The sequence below is a fragment of the Rhizobium sp. BK176 genome, from assembly GCF_024808055.1.
This window is the reverse complement of sequence record NZ_JANUBV010000011.1, coordinates 15,162-31,111: the sequence shown is the minus strand read 5'-3', so window position 1 is coordinate 31,111 and position 15,950 is coordinate 15,162. Positions and strand designations below refer to the sequence as shown.

General features: G+C 59.7%; 14 protein-coding genes. 7 read left to right on the top strand and 7 right to left on the bottom strand.

The window, feature by feature from the left end:
* Positions 1-188 precede the first annotated feature (188 nt).
* The 3 genes from FHT76_RS26565 to FHT76_RS26555 are packed head-to-tail and all read left to right on the top strand — an operon-like array spanning position 189 to position 3,375.
* The gene (locus tag FHT76_RS26565) at positions 189-1,598 is read left to right on the top strand and encodes a circularly permuted type 2 ATP-grasp protein (protein ID WP_183754000.1); all 1,410 of its coding nucleotides are present in this window, start codon (positions 189-191) and stop codon (positions 1,596-1,598) included.
* Positions 1,598-2,539, top strand: a complete 942-nt coding sequence (locus FHT76_RS26560; RefSeq protein WP_183753997.1) for an alpha-E domain-containing protein — start codon at positions 1,598-1,600, stop codon at positions 2,537-2,539. Before FHT76_RS26565 ends, FHT76_RS26560 begins: the two co-directional genes overlap by 1 nt.
* Positions 2,540-2,550: 11 nt before the next feature.
* A complete protein-coding gene (locus FHT76_RS26555; RefSeq protein WP_183861346.1) occupies positions 2,551-3,375 on the top strand; it encodes a transglutaminase family protein in 825 nt (274 codons plus the stop codon).
* Between the two features lie 66 nt (positions 3,376-3,441).
* Here FHT76_RS26555 and FHT76_RS26550 read toward each other — a convergent pair whose 3' ends face one another.
* From FHT76_RS26550 to chvE, 5 genes are all read right to left on the bottom strand, one after another.
* Positions 3,442-4,875 carry an aldehyde dehydrogenase family protein gene (locus FHT76_RS26550; RefSeq protein WP_183753991.1) on the bottom strand — a complete coding sequence of 478 codons (1,434 nt, stop codon included), beginning with the start codon at positions 4,873-4,875 and terminating at the stop codon, positions 3,442-3,444.
* 74 nt (positions 4,876-4,949) lie between these two features.
* A complete protein-coding gene (araD1, locus tag FHT76_RS26545) occupies positions 4,950-5,945 on the bottom strand; it encodes an AraD1 family protein (protein ID WP_183861436.1) in 996 nt (331 codons plus the stop codon).
* Between the two features lie 112 nt (positions 5,946-6,057).
* Positions 6,058-7,266 (bottom strand): multiple monosaccharide ABC transporter permease, encoded by a 1,209-nt coding sequence (gene mmsB, locus FHT76_RS26540; protein ID WP_114713454.1) that lies wholly within the window; start codon positions 7,264-7,266, stop codon positions 6,058-6,060.
* Positions 7,263-8,801: a multiple monosaccharide ABC transporter ATP-binding protein gene (gene mmsA / locus FHT76_RS26535; protein WP_183753989.1), complete on the bottom strand. Its 1,539-nt coding sequence runs from the start codon at positions 8,799-8,801 to the stop codon at positions 7,263-7,265. The genes mmsB and mmsA overlap by 4 nt, the downstream gene beginning before the upstream one ends.
* A 99-nt stretch (positions 8,802-8,900) precedes the next feature.
* The gene (gene chvE / locus FHT76_RS26530) at positions 8,901-9,965 is read right to left on the bottom strand and encodes a multiple monosaccharide ABC transporter substrate-binding protein (RefSeq protein WP_016554829.1); all 1,065 of its coding nucleotides are present in this window, start codon (positions 9,963-9,965) and stop codon (positions 8,901-8,903) included.
* 273 nt (positions 9,966-10,238) lie between these two features.
* On the opposite strand from chvE, the gene FHT76_RS26525 reads away from it, so the two are divergent.
* On the top strand, positions 10,239-11,246 hold the full coding sequence (locus FHT76_RS26525; protein ID WP_183861348.1) for a LysR family transcriptional regulator: 1,008 nt from the start codon (positions 10,239-10,241) through the stop codon (positions 11,244-11,246).
* A gap of 54 nt (positions 11,247-11,300) precedes the next feature.
* On the top strand, positions 11,301-11,774 hold the full coding sequence (locus FHT76_RS26520) for a hypothetical protein (RefSeq protein ID WP_183861350.1): 474 nt from the start codon (positions 11,301-11,303) through the stop codon (positions 11,772-11,774).
* Here FHT76_RS26520 and FHT76_RS26515 read toward each other — a convergent pair whose 3' ends face one another.
* The gene (locus tag FHT76_RS26515; RefSeq protein WP_183753983.1) at positions 11,775-12,038 is read right to left on the bottom strand and encodes a hypothetical protein; all 264 of its coding nucleotides are present in this window, start codon (positions 12,036-12,038) and stop codon (positions 11,775-11,777) included.
* Between the two features lie 154 nt (positions 12,039-12,192).
* Between FHT76_RS26515 and iolG the strand changes: the two genes are divergently transcribed.
* The gene (gene iolG, locus FHT76_RS26510) at positions 12,193-13,185 is read left to right on the top strand and encodes an inositol 2-dehydrogenase (protein WP_183753981.1); all 993 of its coding nucleotides are present in this window, start codon (positions 12,193-12,195) and stop codon (positions 13,183-13,185) included.
* A 92-nt stretch (positions 13,186-13,277) separates the two neighbouring features.
* Here iolG and FHT76_RS26505 read toward each other — a convergent pair whose 3' ends face one another.
* The gene (locus FHT76_RS26505) at positions 13,278-14,501 is read right to left on the bottom strand and encodes an ROK family transcriptional regulator (RefSeq protein WP_183861352.1); all 1,224 of its coding nucleotides are present in this window, start codon (positions 14,499-14,501) and stop codon (positions 13,278-13,280) included.
* 228 nt (positions 14,502-14,729) lie between these two features.
* On the opposite strand from FHT76_RS26505, the gene xylF reads away from it, so the two are divergent.
* Entirely contained in the window at positions 14,730-15,770 is a 1,041-nt protein-coding gene (xylF, locus tag FHT76_RS26500; protein ID WP_016554835.1) for a D-xylose ABC transporter substrate-binding protein, read from the top strand.
* Positions 15,771-15,950 lie beyond the last annotated feature (180 nt).

Genomic DNA, 15,950 nt, shown 5'->3' with positions numbered 1-15,950 from the left:
GCTTACATTTTGAGCGACTGCCGGGCACCAATGGCGGCGGGACCTAGGTGCGACTTCCGTAAATGCCCAGTTTTTCGACTCTTTTTATCGCTTCCGAGGATTTTACGAATCTCACCTTCAAACTGTGCATGGTTCTTGCATTGCCATTTGCGTTGTATTCAAATGAAGAAAAAAGGGGAGCCACACCTTTGGCATTTGATGAAATGATCACCGGGGGCGAAAGTCCGCGAGAGCCATATGAAAAATACTTTGAGTGGTACAGTAACCAAGATCGGGCGCATCTGATCGCCAAGAGCCGGGACGCGGAGAACATCTTCCGAAAGACCGGCATTACCTTCGCTGTCTACGGACACGCAGACTCCTCCGAAAAGCTCATTCCGTTCGACATCATCCCCCGTATCATTTCCGGTCGCGAATGGCGCAAACTCGCCCAGGGCATCGAGCAGCGCGTGATCGCCCTCAACGCCTTCCTCGATGACATCTACCACAAGCAGGAAATCATCCGCGCCGGCCGTATTCCGCGCGGACTGATCGAGAGGAACGATGCCTTCCTGCCCGAGATGATCGGCTTCCGGCCGCCGGGCGGCGTTTACACCCACATCGTCGGCACCGATATCGTGCGCACCGGCGAGGATGAATTCTATGTGCTGGAAGACAATGCCCGCACCCCGTCCGGCGTCAGCTACATGCTGGAAAACCGGGAAACGATGATGCAGATGTTTCCGGACCTGTTTCATGCCAACAAGGTCCGGCCGGTCGAGGACTATCCCTATCTGCTGCGCCAGAGCCTGGCATCGCTTGCGCCTCCTGGCTGCAAGGGCAAGCCGCGCGTCGCTGTCCTGACGCCCGGCATCTACAACTCCGCCTATTACGAGCACTCGTTCCTGGCTGACACAATGGGAGTCGAGCTTGTCGAAGGCTCGGATCTGCGTGTCATCGACGGGAAGGTCAAGATGCGCACGACGCGCGGCTACGAGGCGATCGACGTGCTCTACCGCCGGGTCGACGACGACTTCCTCGACCCCCTCACCTTCCGGCCGGATTCAGCGCTCGGCATTCCCGGCATCATGGACGTCTATCGTTCCGGCAACATCACCATCGCCAATGCGCCGGGCACCGGCATATCGGACGACAAGGCGATCTACTCCTATATGCCGGAGATCGTTGAGTTCTATACCGGACGCAAGCCGATCCTCGAAAACGTCCCGACCTGGCGCTGCTCCGAACCGCAAAGCCTTAAGTACGTGCTCGAGCACCTCGAGGAACTGGTGGTCAAGGAAGTCCATGGTTCCGGCGGCTACGGCATGCTGGTCGGCCCAACGGCGACCAAAAAGGAACGCGCCGATTTTGCCGAGAAGCTGAAGGCCAAGCCCGCCAACTATATCGCGCAGCCGACGCTTTCGCTCTCGACCGTGCCCATTCTCGTCAACAAGGGAATTGCGCCGCGCCACGTGGACCTGCGCCCCTATGTTCTCGTCTCCGACAAAGTGCAGATCATCCCCGGCGGATTGACACGCGTGGCCCTGAAAGAGGGTTCGCTGGTTGTCAATTCCAGCCAGGGCGGCGGCACGAAAGATACCTGGGTATTGGAGGACTGATGCTCGGAAGAACTGCAAACGGACTCTACTGGATGTTCCGTTACATCGAGCGCGCCGAAAACATCGCGCGCCTTATCGATGCCGGCCTGCGCATGTCGCTGACCAGAAGCGGAACCGGTGACGACGACTGGGACGGCGTCCTGCAAAGTGCTGGCGTCCGGGAAACCTTTGACGAGGGCCACAGCAAGCTGACGAGCGCCGATGCCATCGACTACTTGCTGCGCGACCGCACCAATCCGTCGAGCGTCATGTCCTGCGTCGACTACGGGCGAAACAACGCCCGCATGGTGCGCACGGCACTGACCAGGGAAACCTGGGAAGCGACGAACGAGTTCTGGATCGAACTCAAGTCCCTCCTTTCGAAGCGGCTGAAGCCGGCGGAGCTGCCGGAAGCGATCGATGCCATCAAGCATCGCGCCGGGTTAATCCGCGGCGCCTTCCATGGCTCCATGCTCAGAAACGAGCTTTACAATTTCGCCCGTATCGGCACCTTCATCGAGCGCGCCGACAATACCAGCCGCATTCTCGACGTGAAGTACTACGTACTCCTGCCGTCAGTCTCCGCTGTCGGCACGTCGATCGACAACATCCAGTGGGAGTCCATCCTGCGCTCGGTCTCCGCCCACCGCTCCTACAGCTGGGCTTATGACGGCGAATATCGCGCGATGAACATTGCCGACTTCCTGATCCTCAACGGCCAGATGCCCCGCTCACTCGCCTATTGCTACGAAAAGATCGTCAGCGAGCTCGGCTATCTCGCCAAGGACTACGGCGAACGGCTGCCGGCGCACGACACGGCCGATTCCATCCGCACGACGCTGCAGACGCGTGCCATCAAGGAGATCATGGATCAGGGCTTGCATGAGTTTCTGGAAGATTTCGTCACACGCAACAACCAGCTCGGCATGGAAATTTCCGACGGTTACCGGTTCTATGCATAGGCGGGCACGACATGAAGCTTAAGATCAGCCACGTCACGGAATACCATTATGAGGAACCGTCGGTCTTCTCGCTGCAGCGGCTGCGGCTAACACCGCCGACGGTGACAGGACAAACGATCCTCAACTGGTCGCTGCATGTCGAGGGTGCCAAGCCGGAGGTCGAGTATGACGATCAGTTCGGCAACCACATCAACCTTGTCTCGCTCGAAGGCGAGCAGCAGGCGACACGGATCGTCGCCGAGGGCGAGGTCGAAACGGAAGATCGAAACGGTGTCCTTGGCCCTCACAGCGGCTTCTGCCCGCTGTGGCTTTTCCTGCGCGAGACGCCAAGGACGAAGCCCGGGAAACTCATCAAGGATCTGACCAAGAGCGTGAGCGGCGACAACGAGCTGGCACGCATGCACGCGCTGATGTCCGGCATCCACGAAATGGTGGCATACCGACCCGGCACCAGCGATACCGAAACGACAGCGGAGCAAGCGCTGGAGAAAAAGAGTGGTGTCTGCCAGGATCACGCCCATATCTTCGTCGCAGCCGCGCGGAGCCTTGGGGTGCCGGCTCGCTACGTCTCCGGCTATCTGATGATGGAAGAGAAGGTGGAGCAGGCTGCAACCCACGCATGGGGCGAGGCGCATGTGGCCGGCCTCGGCTGGGTAGGCTTCGATCCCGCCAACAACATCTGCCCCGATGCACGCTATGTGCGCGTCGCCTCCGGTCTCTGCTACCGCGATGCCGCCCCCGTTTCGGGCATGCGCATCGGCACGCCGGGGGAGAAACTCTCGGTCGTCGTCAAGGTAGAGGATCGGGGACAGATGCAGAGCCAGAGCCAGAGCTGATCGGCTCACATCGGCAGGGTAAAGAATGCGAGCCGCCGATGGCGGCTCGCATCGTCCTTGCAATCACTAGGCCAGCGTATAAGCGGTCTTGACCGACGTATAGAATTCGGCCGCGTACTTGCCCTGCTCGCGCGGGCCATAGGACGATCCCTTGCGGCCGCCGAACGGGACGTGGAAATCCACACCCGCCGTCGGCAGGTTGACCATAACCATGCCGGCTTCGGAATTGCGCTTGAAATGCGTTGCATGCTTCAGGCTTGTCGTGGCGATACCGGCTGACAGGCCAAACGGCGTGTCGTTCGCCGTTGCCAGTGCCTCTTCGTAGTCCTTGACGCGGATCAACGAGACGACGGGTCCGAAGATCTCCTCACGGCTGATGCGCATCTGGTTGGTCGCTTCCGTAAATAGCGTCGGCTGCAGGTAGAAGCCAGGCGTCTCGCGGGTGATGAGCTCGCCGCCGAAGGCAAGCTTGGCGCCTTCCTTCCTGCCGATCTCGATATAATCGGTATCGGTCTTCAGCTGCTTTTCATCGACGACAGGGCCGATATGCGTGCCCGTCTTCATTGCGTTGTCGACGACCAGCGTCTTCAGCTTTTCCGTCAGCGCCGCGACGAACTTGTCGTGGATGCCTTCGGTGACGATCAGGCGCGAGGACGCCGTGCAGCGCTGGCCGGTGGAGAAGAAGCCCGAGTTGGCGGCAGCTTCGACGGCGACGGTGAGGTCCGCGTCATCGAGAACCACCATCGGGTTCTTGCCGCCCATTTCCAGCTGGAACTTGCGATTATGCTCGATCGAGGCGCTCGCGACGCGTCGGCCGGTGCCGGTGGAACCTGTAAAGGTAATGCCGGTGACGTCGGGGCTGTCGAGCATCGCCTGGCCGACCACCGAGCCCTTGCCCATGACGAGGTTCAAGACGCCCTTCGGCAGGCCGGCGCGATGCAGGATGTCGACGATCGCCCAGGAGCAGCCCGGAACAAGTTCGGCCGGCTTGAAGACGATGGTGTTGCCGTAGCACAGCGCCGGTGCGATCTTCCAGGCTGGGATCGCGATCGGGAAATTCCAGGGCGTGATGATACCGATGACGCCGAGCGGATCACGGGTGATCTCGACGCCGATGTTTGGCCGAACCGACGGGATAACCTCGCCTGCAAGCCGCAGCGCCTCGCCTGCAAAGAATTCAAAGATCTGTGAGGCGCGGATGGTCTCGCCGATCGCTTCCGGAAGCGTCTTGCCCTCTTCGCGCGCAAGCAACGCCCCAAGCTCGTCCTTGCGAGCCATGATCTCGTCGCCAGCCTTCTTCAGGATGACGTGGCGTTCCCAGATGCCGGAACGCGACCAGGCAGGAAAGGCTGCCTTGGCGGCCGCGATGGCATTTCTGGTGTCTTCAGCCGTGCCGTCGGCATAGAGGCCAACAACCTCGTTGGTGTCAGACGGATTGATGTTCTTGGTCGCGTCCGAGCCGACCCATTCGCCGGCGATGAGATTTTGATAGATGGTCATGGCCCGATGAGGCCTCCTTTACCGTTTTTTGAAAAACGGTCCGGCCGCCGAAGCGGCGGCCGGGCCTTGCGAAATCAGAGCTGCTTGACAGCAATCTCTTCTTCGGCAGCAATCTTCAGAGGGTTGCGCAGCGGCAGGCCGAACTCGGCGACTTCGATTTCGAAGACATCGCCCTCTTCCGCCTTGATGCCTTCAGCGAAGGACAGCGTCGCGGTGCCGAACATGTGGACGTGAACGTCGCCGGGCACACGGAACAGGCCGTACTTGAAGTGGTGGTATTCGAGGTTCGCGAAGGTGTGCGACATGTTCGCCTCGCCCGACAGGAAGGGCTTCTCGAAGATCACCTTGTCACCGCGCTTGATGCGCGAGGTGCCGCGGATGTCGTCCGGCGCGGCGCCGATGCGGATTTCCGGGCCGAAGCTTGCCGGGCGCAGTTTGGAGTGCGCGAGGTAGAGATAGTTGATCCGCTCGGTGACGTGGTCGGAGAACTCGTTCGACAGCGCAAAACCGATCCGGAAAGGCGTGCCGTCTTCAGCGATGACATAAATGCCGGCCATCTCAGGTTCTTCGCCACCGTCGAGCGCGAAGGACGGGGAAACGAGCGGAGTGCCAGGAGCAGCCGAACCGTAGCCGTTGCCCTTGTAGAACCACTCAGGCTGCACGCCCTTCTCGCCGGCTTTCGGCTTGCCGTTCTCAAGACCCATCTTGAACATCTTCATCGAGTCGGTGAGCGTTTCCTCAGCCGCCTCGGAGGTCTTCTTGTGCATGGAGTCGCGCGTTGCGGCCGAGCCCAGATGCGTCAGACCGGTGCCCGTCAGATGCAGATGCGCAGCGTCAGGATGCGTCATCGGCGGCAGGAACTTGCCTTCGGCATAAGCCTTTTCGAGATCGACGGCATCACCGAGACCATGCGCCTCGATCACCGCTGCGAGCGACTTGCCGCCGTTTGCGGCTTCCATGGCCAGCGCATAGACGCTGCCGGCGTTCTTGACGGCTTTCGCGGTACCGCCCGGCTCGCGCACGGCGACGATGATCTCTCCGTTCGAACCCTTGATCTGCGAAATGAGCACGGTCTTCATCCTTTTTTCGATTGCGCGGAAAATGCTCCGCCAATCCGGCTCCCTGAAGGCGCCGGATTGGTAAGTTCACATGACTGCGAATGCCTGGGCAGCGCCGAAGCGCTTAGCCCTTGTTCTTGTTGTAAACGTCGAAGAAGACGGCAGCGAGAAGCACCAATCCCTTGACCATCTGCTGGAAGTCGATGCCGAGGCCGACGATCGACATGCCGTTGTTCATGACGCCCATGATGAACGCGCCGATGACGGCACCGGTGATCTTGCCAACGCCGCCGGATGCCGAAGCACCGCCGATGAAGCAGGCTGCGATAACATCCAGCTCGAAGCCGACGCCCGCCTTCGGCGTTGCCGAGTTCAGGCGGGCCGCGATGATCATGCCGGCGAGACCGGCCAGAACGCCCATGTTGACGAAGGTGAAGAAGCTCAGGCGCTCGGTGTTGATACCCGAAAGCTTGGTGGCCTTTTCATTGCCGCCCATGGCGTAGATGCGGCGACCGATCGTGGTGCGGCGCGTCACGAAGGCGTAGGCCGCGATCAGCACGAGCATGACGACGAGAACGTTCGGCAGGCCCTTGTAGCTGGACAACTGATAGCCGAGGAACAGGATCGCCAGCGAAAGAATGAGGTTCTGACCGATGAAGAAGCTCATCGGCTCCACATCGATGCCATGGCTCTCGTTGACCTTGCGGCGACGCCAGGCGAGATAAAAGAGGACGACAGTTCCGAGAACGGTCAGGACTAGCGACGTCGAATGGAGCGGAATTCCGCCGATATCGATCATGTCGCCCGGCAGGAAGCCCGTCGAGATGACCTGGAAATCCTTCGGGAACGGGCCGATGTTCTTGCCGCCGAGAACGAACAGCGTGAGGCCGCGGAAGACGAGCATGCCGGCGAGCGTTACGATGAAGGCCGGAATCCGGTGATACGCAATCCAGTAGCCCTGCGCGGCGCCGATGGCGCCACCGATGATCAGGCAGAGAATGCCCGCAAGCACGAAGTTCATCTGCCAGTTGACGGTCATGATAGCCGCCACCGCGCCGACGAAGGCGACGATGGAGCCGACCGACAAATCGATATGCCCCGCCACGATGACAAGCAGCATGCCGAGCGCCATGATGACGATAAACGAGTTCTGCAGAACAAGGTTCGTCAGGTTGACCGGCTTGAACAGGATGCCGCCCGTATAGAACTGGAAGAACACCATGATCGCGACAAGCGCGATGAGCATGCCGTACTCACGGATGTTACCGCGGATGTAGTCCGCAACGGAAACGACGTTGCTCTCTTCGGTGGCGGAAGGGTTGACCGGGGTCATTGTTTCTTCTCCCCTGAGCGCATGATAGCGCGCATGATGGTTTCTTGGCTCGCCTCTCCCTTTGGCAGTTCCGCAACGATACGCCCTTCATTCATGACGTAGATGCGGTCGCACGTGCCAAGGAGCTCCGGCATTTCCGATGAGATCATCAGAACGCCTTTGCCATCGGCGGCGAGCTGGTTGATGATAGTATAGATTTCGTATTTTGCACCGACATCGATACCGCGAGTGGGCTCGTCGAGGATCAAAACGTCGGGATCGGAAAACAGCCACTTCGACAGCACGACCTTTTGCTGGTTGCCACCCGAAAGATTGACCGCCTCCTGGAAGATGCTGGAGCTGCGGATGCGAAGCTTCGAGCGATAATCCGACGCGATCTTGGATTCCTTGATGGTGTCGATGACCGTGCCGCTCGACACGCCAGCCAGATTGGCAAGCGTCGTGTTGTGCACGATGTTTTCGCCGAGCACGAGACCGAGATGCTTGCGATCCTCGGTTACGTAGGCGAGACCGGCATCGATCGCCCTGCGAACGGTGCTGACATCGACGGACTTGCCGTGCATGAAGACGTCGCCGTGGATCTTGTGACCGTAGGACTTGCCGAACAGGCTCATGGCGAATTCAGTGCGTCCGGCGCCCATCAATCCCGCGATGCCGACCACCTCGCCCTTGCGGACGGTGACGTTGATGTTGTGAAGGACCTGGCGGTCACGGTGGTGCTGGTGGTAAGCGTTCCAGTTCTTCACCTCGAGGATCGTCTCGCCGATCGGCACGGAGCGCGGCGGATAACGATCGGCGAGCTCGCGGCCCACCATGTTCTTGATGATGATGTCTTCGCTGATCTCTTCGGTCTGACAGTCGAGTGTCTTGACCGTCATGCCGTCGCGCAGAACCGTGATCTGGTCGGCGACCTTGCGCACTTCGTTGAGCTTGTGCGTGATGATGATCGACGTCAGGCCCTGGTTGCGGAATTCGATGAGGAGCTCGAGCAGCGCATCGGAATCCTTTTCGTTGAGCGACGCTGTCGGCTCATCAAGGATGAGCAGCTTCACGCTCTTCGAAAGCGCCTTGGCGATTTCGACAAGCTGCTGCTTGCCGACGCCGATGTCGGTAACAAGCGTTTCCGGCGACTCCTTGAGGCCGACCTTGCTCAGCAGCTCTTTCGTGCGCTTGAAGGCTTCCTGCCACTTGATGATGCCGTTCTGGGCGACTTCGTTGCCGAGGAAGATGTTTTCGGCGATCGACAGGAGCGGCACGAGCGCCAGCTCCTGGTGAATGATGACGATGCCGATTTCCTCGGAGTCCTTGAGCGCCTTGAAATGACGGACGTCGCCTTCATAAACGATGTCACCGTCGTAGGTTCCGGCCGGGTACACGCCGGAGAGAACTTTCATCAGGGTCGACTTTCCGGCCCCGTTTTCACCCACCAATGCGTGGATTTCACCTTGCCGAACCTTGAGGTTCACATTCTCAAGCGCCTTCACGCCCGGGAACGTCTTGGTGATGTTCCGCATTTCGAGGATTGTATTGTCCATGGTCAAAATCCAGCGCCAGCAGCCGAGAGGGGCGCGGCGATCATAAAATTGAAGACCGGAACCCGCAAGCAGCAGGTTCCGGCCAACGTGGTACAATTATTACTTCAGCTGGTCAGCCTTGTAGTAACCGCCTTCGACGAGGATCTTCTCGTAGTTGGTCTTGTCAACTGCGACCGGGGTCAGCAGGTAGGACGGAACGACCTTGACGCCGTTGTCGTAGGTCTTGGTGTCGTTGACTTCAGGCTCCTTGCCTTCCATCAGAGCGTTGACCATGCCGACGGTAACCTTTGCGAGGTCACGGGTGTCCTTGAAGATCGTGGAGTGCTGCTCGCCAGCGATGATCGACTTGACCGACGGAACTTCAGCGTCCTGGCCGGAAACGACCGGGAGCGGCTGATCGCCAGAGCCGTAGCCGACGCCCTTCAACGACGAGATGATGCCGATGGACAGACCGTCGTAAGGCGACAGAACTGCATTGACCTTCGCGTCGGTGTAGTTAGCCGAGAGCAGGTTGTCCATACGAGCCTGGGCCGTTGCCGGGTCCCAACGCAGCGTACCAACCTTGTCCATGCCGGTCTGGCCAGACTTTACGACGAGCTTGCCGCTGTCGATGTAAGGCTGCAGAACGGACATTGCGCCATCATAGAAGAAGAAGGCGTTGTTGTCGTCCGGCGAACCGCCGAAGAGTTCGATGTTGAACGGGCCCTTGCCATCCTTGAGGCCGAGGGCGTCAACGATAGAGGTTGCCTGCAGAACGCCGACCTTGAAGTTGTCGAACGTCGCGTAGTAGTCGACGTTGCCCGAGTCGCGGATCAGACGGTCATAAGCGATGACCTTGATGCCTGCGTCGTGAGCCTTCTGGAGAACGTCGGAAAGCGTCGTGCCGTCGATAGCGGCGATGACGAGAACCTTGACGCCCTTGGTGACCATGTTCTCAATCTGAGACAGCTGGTTCGGAATGTCGTCGTCAGCGTACTGCAGATCGGTGCTGTAGCCAGCGTCCTGGAGCTGCTTGACGATGTTGTTACCGTCATCGATCCAGCGAGCGGACGACTTCGTGGGCATTGCAATGCCGACAGTCCCCTTGTCGGCTGCCATAGCCGGCATTACGAACGAAGCGACGCCAAAGGCCGCCGCTGCCATCAACGAGATAATGGATTTCATATCTCTCTCTCCCTTAGTTAATAAACGCACGGACGAAAAATCGCCCGCCCCGAAACTGTGGCAGGTTCCGTCTTGGATAATACTTCAGATGGTGAGAAACGAAGTAGGTCTCCTCCACGCTCTCACACGTGTTGAGTGCCAACCAGCACACGGCGGCAAACTGGTATGGATTCCTATAACTGTCAAATAGAATAACTGGCAAAGTGCATAACAATTTTGGTATATCGTTAAAAAGTATTACTTTTGATGGAACACGGTTGGGAGGCCGCAACCATGACGATTATTTCGGACCCGCAGACGCATGCCCATGTGGACATTCACACGGATATTTTCGGTGATGACGCCCTTCTGAGATCGGGGCTTAAACTGAATCACCTGCGGATGATCGTCGCAATCGAAGATAGCGGTCAAATTTCAGCCGCGGCCGAAGCGCTGAACATTTCGCAGCCGGCCGCCTCGCGAATCCTGTCGGAAATGGAGTCGATCGTGAAGACGCCGCTCTATGAGCGCGTCGCGCGTGGTGTGGTTCTGACGACCTTCGGACAGGCGCTCGCACGGCGCGCGCGAAAGATCATGCTGGAACTGCGCGAAGCTGGCCGCGAAATTGCAGAATTGAAGACGGGCAAGGGCGGCGCGGTCTTCATCGGCGCGGTTACGGCGCCAGCCATGAGCCTTGTCGTGCCGGCGATCAAGCGTGTCAGAACGGCTCTCCCCGGCATCGAGGTGACTATCCAGGTCGAAACGAGCAACGTGCTGGCGCGGGAGCTGCTCGCCGCCCGGCACGACTTCATCATCAGCCGTATTCCTGACGACCTCAATCCGCGCTTGTTCCAGGTCCAAGAGATCGGCGTGGAGAAGGCCTGCCTGATCGTCCGGGGCGGTCATCCGCTGCTCAAGAAGAAGGTGGCGTCCCTCGATGACCTCCCGCGCTATGATTGGGTCTTCCAGCCTGCAGGTACTTTGCTGCGCCGGACGATCGAGGACCTGTTCCTGGCGCGCGGTGTGTCGCTGCCGGAAAATATCGTCAACACCTCGTCGCTGCTGCTTACCTGCGCGACAGTTTGCCAGACCGATGCAATCGCACCTATCGCGCTCGACGTGGCACAGTTCCTGGCGTCCCACAAATCAAAGGCTTCGGATGTCCGGGTGCTGCCGATCGACTTTGACATCAACGTCAGGCCGTACAGCCTGATCACAGTGAAGGAGCGCGCCCTGCCCCCGAGTGCACGGCTGCTTTATGATCTGGTGCTGGCCGAGAGCAAAAAAGTCGCCGCCGCGTGACAAGCTCGGCACCACCTTGCTCGGGTCTAATGCGCGCCTCCAAGGGAGGCAATCATGCTGTTTGGCCAATCCGTGTTCCAGTCCGTCCTCGACCGCCTGAAGGCGGAGGACGATGAGGCAGCCGAGCAGGATGCACCCACCGCCCGTGTGAGCGGTCTCAACACCGGTCTTGCCTTCGATGTCATGGAAGGGGTCTCGGCCCAGTCAAACAGGGCCGATCAGGCGTACGTGGAGACAATGGGATTTGCCCCGGAGACGGCGCCTGAGTCCTCACCGGTGCCCCCGACCTCGCCTGAGCCAGACCCTGTGATGCCAGATCACCTCACGCGCGTAGCGCCAGAGGATATCGCTGCAGAACTGGATATTTCCATGCGCGATACAGCCCAGGGCCTCAGCGAAAAGCGTCGTGCCTTTGCCAAGAAGAACCACCCCGATCGCGTTCATCCGCTATTCCGCGAGAACGCCACCAAGCGGATGACGACCGCGAATTTGCTGATCGACCAGGCGCTGCGGCGCCTCGGTCGCTGACTAGTCAGCGTCCTTCTTGTCTTCTCGATCTTCTTTTTCTTCCTCGTCATCGGAAGGTGCCGGCGTGACGCTCTCTGCCGCTTGCGGTTTGTAGCTCCAGAACAGCATATAGGCGGCATAGACGCCCGCACCGCCTGATAGAACCGCCCAGAACGGATCACCGGTGATGATCTCGACCAGTGCCCAGCCGAAGCAAACGGTCACGATCAGGACGCGAGCCCAGAGCGGGCGATAGGCCGGATGGTTCGGATCTATGAGCTGCATAATTGTCCCGCGCCGTATTTCGATCACATGTCTTTAGGATGGATTCTGAAAATGTGAAAGGGCGCCGGGCTTGACGCGGCAACCATTAAATGGAATGAAAATTCCACATGCATCACAATTCGGTTCATTTGTTCCGAATCCAAGGGAGGTTCTCATGACAGTCAGATTTGGTCTTCTCGGCGCCGGCCGCATCGGCAAGGTTCATGCGAAGGCCGTCAGCGGCGATGCCAATGCCAAACTCGTTGCTGTCGCCGACGCATTCCCGCAGGCGGCCGAAGCCATCGCCTCGGCGTATGGCTGCGAGGTCCGCACGATCGAGGCGATCGAAGCCGCCAAGGATATCGACGCCGTCGTCATCTGCACCCCGACCGATACTCACGCCGACCTGATCGAGCGTTTCGCCCGCGCCGGCAAGGCCATCTTCTGCGAAAAGCCGATCGATCTCGACGTTGCCCGCGTCAAGGCGTGCATCAAGGTCGTCGACGAGACCAAGGGCAAGCTGATGGTCGGTTTCAATCGCCGCTTCGACCCGCACTTCATGGCCGTTCGCAAGACGATCGACGACGGCCGAATCGGCGACGTTGAAATGGTCACGATCACCTCGCGCGATCCGGGCGCCCCACCGGTTGATTACATCAAGCGTTCGGGCGGCATCTTCCGCGACATGACGATCCACGATTTCGACATGGCCCGATTCCTGCTCGGCGAAGAGCCGGTTGCCGTCAGCGCCACCGCCGCTGTCCTTGTCGACAAGGCGATCGGCGAAGCCGGGGACTACGACAGCGTTTCGGTGATCCTGCAGACCAAGTCCGGCAAGCAGGCGATCATCTCCAACTCCCGCCGCGCCACGTATGGCTACGACCAGCGCATCGAAGTGCATGGCTCCAAAGGCATGGTATCCGCCGAAAATCAGCGCCCTGTTTCGATCGAAGTTGCCAACGGCGACGGCTACACCCGCCCGCCGCTGCATGACTTCTTTATGACCCGCTACACCGAAGCCTACGCCAACGAGATCGCTAGCTTCATCGCGGCGATCGAAAAGGGTGCGACGATCGCGCCGTCGGGTGCCGATGGTCTCGCTGCTCTGGCGCTGGCAGATGCTGCCGTGCAGTCCGTCAAGGAAGGCAAGCTCATCAAGATTGGCTGACGGCCCTCTCCCGACCGAAAGCCACCTGTGAAATGGCCGGGTCCCTGCCCGGCCATTTCTCGTTTTACGCCTATTTCGCCCTGGCCGCATGGCTAGTCGGCCCCCTGAATACCCGACAGAACCAACTCCTGATCGATCACCGACAATGCCCGGTCGAGATGCCCCTCGAAGACAAGGATCGATTCGTCAGGCGCAACGCGAATCTCGGGCATTCCTTCCATCCGCACGATATGCGCCTGGCCAAGTCCATCCTCGATGCCCTGACGCAACAGATCATAGTAACGCGTTCCTGGACCCGTGATTGCGATCGGCATGCGCTCCGTCAGGCTAAGCAGACGTGAAAGTCCGTTTCCGAGCGCGATGCCGGCCTGCCTGAACGCAAAGGCAGACATGCGATGCCCGTGGCGCGCTTGCGCTGCGATCTTGTCGAGCTCGGCGACAGGCACGAACTTCGCCGGAATGGTATCGAGCGGCACCTCGAAGGCCATACGCAGAATGGCGTAGAAGCCAGCATAGGCCTCGATGCATCCCCTGCTGCCGCAGCGACAGAGGCCACCATTCGCCATGTGTAGCATATGTCCGAAATTCGGCGCCGAGATTTCCCGCTCGCCCTGCCCCGTGCGCCGGACGATGCCAAGGCCGATGCTGTGTCCGAGCGACAATGCGGCAAGAGCACGAAAATCTGTCGGCCTCGTATTTTCCTCATGCGCACCGAGCGCCGCTGCAACAAGCTGCGTCTCATTGCCGAGAAGGATCCTGGCTTGCCAATCTGGCCGCAACGCTGATTCGAAGTCGATCTGATTGCTGCCGAAAATCGGCGACCAAACCAGCACCGGTTCTGTGGGATGCACGAGCCCCTTGCTACTAATCGATATCAGCAGCACTTTTTCCCGGGGAACCTTTGAGCGTGAAAGAATGCGCGCGAGCCCATCCCTAACGGAGGCGACAAACCGCTCGGCGCCTGCAGGATCATGCGACCTTTCCTCGCTGAATCGGTCGATGAGCTTGCCGGCGTAGTCGACCAACGAGTACTGCACGCCATCCGACGAAATGATCACAACGACAAGGTAGCCGCAGTCGCGTCGCTGCCGAAACATGACGCGCGGGCGCCCCCGTCCGCTCGCTGCCTGATGCTCGGATTTCTCGATGATCTGCGCCTTCTCCAGATCGGCAGTGATCGCCGAAACCGTGGCGGAGGACAGCTTCGTAGAGTCGGCGATTTCAGTGTGGGCGAGCGCTCCATGCCTTCGAAGCGCGGCGAGCACGAGGACGCTATTTCTCTGCCGGACCAACTCCGTGCTCGACTTGGTCAGCATATATGCCGGCCCTCTCCCCCTCGCATTCCGCCCTCGTTCACACTGTATCCCCGACAGGTTTTCCCTAACGAAAATTCCGTCGGTAGTGCAGTGTTGACAGTTGAAAAAATCTCTGACACTAAATTTCTCGACTGTCGAGAAAATAATTCGAAGCTTCTCGTCAGCGAACCGCGGCGGCCGGAGGAACCACTGGCTGGGGCTGGCCGCTATTCACTCGGGAGGATATTTATGAAGTCTGTTTTGAAGCTGATGGCCGGCGCGGCCATCCTGGTGTCGGTGCATACCGCCGCAATGGCTGCCGACCTCGTCGTCGGTGTTTCCTGGTCGAACTTCCAGGAAGAGCGTTGGAAGACCGACGAAGCCGCCATCAAGAAAGCCCTCGAAGCCAAGGGCGCGAAGTACATTTCTGCTGATGCACAGTCGTCTGCCGCAAAGCAGCTCACCGACGTTGAATCGCTGATATCGCAGGGCGCGAACGCACTCATCGTTCTCGCTCAGGATAGTGACGCGATCGGCCCTGCCATCGAAAAGGCTGCCGCTGAAGGCATTCCGGTCGTCGGCTACGACCGCCTGATCGAAAACCCTGCTGCCTTCTACATCACTTTCGACAACAAGGAAGTCGGCCGCCTGCAGGCTGAAGGCGTGTTCAAGGTCAAGCCTGAAGGCAACTACGTCTTCATCAAGGGCTCTTCGTCCGACCCGAACGCGGACTTCCTGTTCGCCGGCCAGATGGAAGTCCTGAAGGCCGCTGTTGACGCGGGCAAGATCAAGAACGTCGGCGAAGCCTACACCGACGGCTGGCTGCCGCAGAACGCTCAGCGCAACATGGAACAGTTCCTGACCGCCAACAACAACAAGGTCGACGCGGTTGTTGCTTCCAACGACGGCACCGCCGGCGGCGCAGTGGCTGCTCTCGACGCACAGGGCATGGCTGGCACCGTTCCGGTTTCCGGCCAGGACGCCGACAAGGCTGCTCTGAACCGCATTGCGCTCGGCACGCAGACGGTTTCCGTCTGGAAGGACAGCCGCGAACTCGGCAAGCGCGCTGCTGAAATCGCGCTCGACCTCGCTGGCGGCAAGACGATGGACAAGATCGAGGGCGTAACTTCCTTCGAAGGCGGTCCGAAGAAGGTGAAGATGCAGTCGATCTTCCTGAAGCCGGAAGCAATCACCAAAGACAACCTGAACGTCGTCATCGACGCCGGCTGGATCTCCAAGGCTGAAGCTTGCCAGGGCGTCAAGGCTGGCACCGTCAAGGCTTGCGACTAATCCTCGCCAGCTAAACCAACATGCCGGCGCCGCAGCGGTCACGCTGCGGCGCCGGACGCGGATGGAGCCGTCCACGAACGCTCCCCGCCTCGCAACGCACCGCGAACGCTTTGATTCCCTGCCGGAACAATGCCGCCCCTTGAGCGGCCGCTTCGGAAGTCTCTCGGTGGTCGATTAGAA

Bases quoted from the DNA above. Each gene is read 5' to 3' on its own strand.
- FHT76_RS26525 (WP_183861348.1), top strand. From the start codon at position 10,239: ATGACGATTATTTCGGACCCGCAGACGCATGCCCATGTGGACATTCAC.
- chvE (WP_016554829.1), bottom strand. From the start codon at position 9,965: ATGAAATCCATTATCTCGTTGATGGCAGCGGCGGCCTTTGGCGTCGCT.
- FHT76_RS26560 (WP_183753997.1), top strand. From the start codon at position 1,598: ATGCTCGGAAGAACTGCAAACGGACTCTACTGGATGTTCCGTTACATC.
- iolG (WP_183753981.1), top strand. From the start codon at position 12,193: ATGACAGTCAGATTTGGTCTTCTCGGCGCCGGCCGCATCGGCAAGGTT.
- FHT76_RS26515 (WP_183753983.1), bottom strand. From the start codon at position 12,038: ATGCAGCTCATAGATCCGAACCATCCGGCCTATCGCCCGCTCTGGGCT.
- FHT76_RS26555 (WP_183861346.1), top strand. From the start codon at position 2,551: ATGAAGCTTAAGATCAGCCACGTCACGGAATACCATTATGAGGAACCG.
- FHT76_RS26505 (WP_183861352.1), bottom strand. From the start codon at position 14,501: ATGCTGACCAAGTCGAGCACGGAGTTGGTCCGGCAGAGAAATAGCGTC.
- FHT76_RS26520 (WP_183861350.1), top strand. From the start codon at position 11,301: ATGCTGTTTGGCCAATCCGTGTTCCAGTCCGTCCTCGACCGCCTGAAG.
- FHT76_RS26550 (WP_183753991.1), bottom strand. From the start codon at position 4,875: ATGACCATCTATCAAAATCTCATCGCCGGCGAATGGGTCGGCTCGGAC.
- mmsB (WP_114713454.1), bottom strand. From the start codon at position 7,266: ATGACCCCGGTCAACCCTTCCGCCACCGAAGAGAGCAACGTCGTTTCC.
- mmsA (WP_183753989.1), bottom strand. From the start codon at position 8,801: ATGGACAATACAATCCTCGAAATGCGGAACATCACCAAGACGTTCCCG.
- xylF (WP_016554835.1), top strand. From the start codon at position 14,730: ATGAAGTCTGTTTTGAAGCTGATGGCCGGCGCGGCCATCCTGGTGTCG.